Origin of the sequence: Dubosiella newyorkensis (assembly GCF_001945605.1) — a bacterium.
GTDB classification, from domain to species: domain Bacteria; phylum Bacillota_I; class Bacilli_A; order Erysipelotrichales; family Erysipelotrichaceae; genus Dubosiella; species Dubosiella newyorkensis.
Window position 1 is genome coordinate 1 of record NZ_MPKA01000005.1, and the last position, 926, is coordinate 926.

At 43.6% G+C, this 926-nt stretch carries 2 protein-coding genes; both read left to right on the top strand.

Translation table 11 applies throughout. The features are described from left to right. Positions 1-229 precede the first annotated feature (229 nt). Entirely contained in the window at positions 230-517 is a 288-nt protein-coding gene (locus BO225_RS00070; protein WP_076340276.1) for a transposase, read from the top strand. A gap of 80 nt (positions 518-597) precedes the next feature. Then, positions 598-926 (top strand): IS3 family transposase (locus BO225_RS00075; RefSeq protein ID WP_143356703.1); only part of this gene is annotated, 329 nt, incomplete at its 3' end.

The window sequence follows — 926 nt, forward strand, 5'->3', positions numbered from 1 at the left end:
GCAGGGAAAGTCCCCTGCCAGACGCCGAATAAAACGTGGCCTGTATCGTTCAGATACAAACAGACTCATCAACGCGGATATCAATGCCGCATTGCAGATCCTGAAGAAAGTAGTCCCAACAGCCTATTGGATTTAGTATTAATGGTGCATCCCTTAAACCTCTGAAAATTCAAGTGGTAGAATGTCATAAGAAGAACAATTTGAATTCCAGAATGAGGAGGAATGAAAAATGGCAAAGCAATATGACAAAGAATTTAAGGAACAGGTGATTCAGTATGTACTCGATCATCCAGACCTTGCCTACACCCAGATCGCGCAACAGTTCGGAGTCCATGACACAACAATTGGAGGATGGGTAAAAAGCTATAAAGAGCATGACGATCAGGTCGTCGTAAGAGGATCCGGCAACTATGCCAGCGATGAAGCCAAAGAGATCGCCCATCTTAAAAAGCAGCTCAGAGATACCCAGGACGCGCTCAATGTATTAAAAAAAGCAATCAGTATACTCGGCAAGTAACGGCTCGTCTCCTCTATCGATCGGTCCAGGAATACAAAGAGAAACATCCCAAAGCATCGATAGCGGGTATACTGGCTATATTGGAGAAGAGCCCTTCCGGCTACTACAAGTATTTAAGATCAAAACCATCCAAGACAAAAGTCCGACGGGAAAAAACAAAAAAAGCAATCGTCAAGATCTACAACGATTCGCACCAGCTGTATGGCTCGCCCAAGATCGCAGAGATCCTGCACAAGAAAGGGATCCAAGGATGCCAGAAGTATGTCTATTCGATTATGAAAGAAGCCAATATCAAACCGAAATATCTGAAACACAAGAGAGAAACGACCATATCTAATGGGAATGAGCGAAAACGGCACGATCTTCTGAAAAGACAATTCAATCCAAAAGATCCCGACAGTGTATGGTA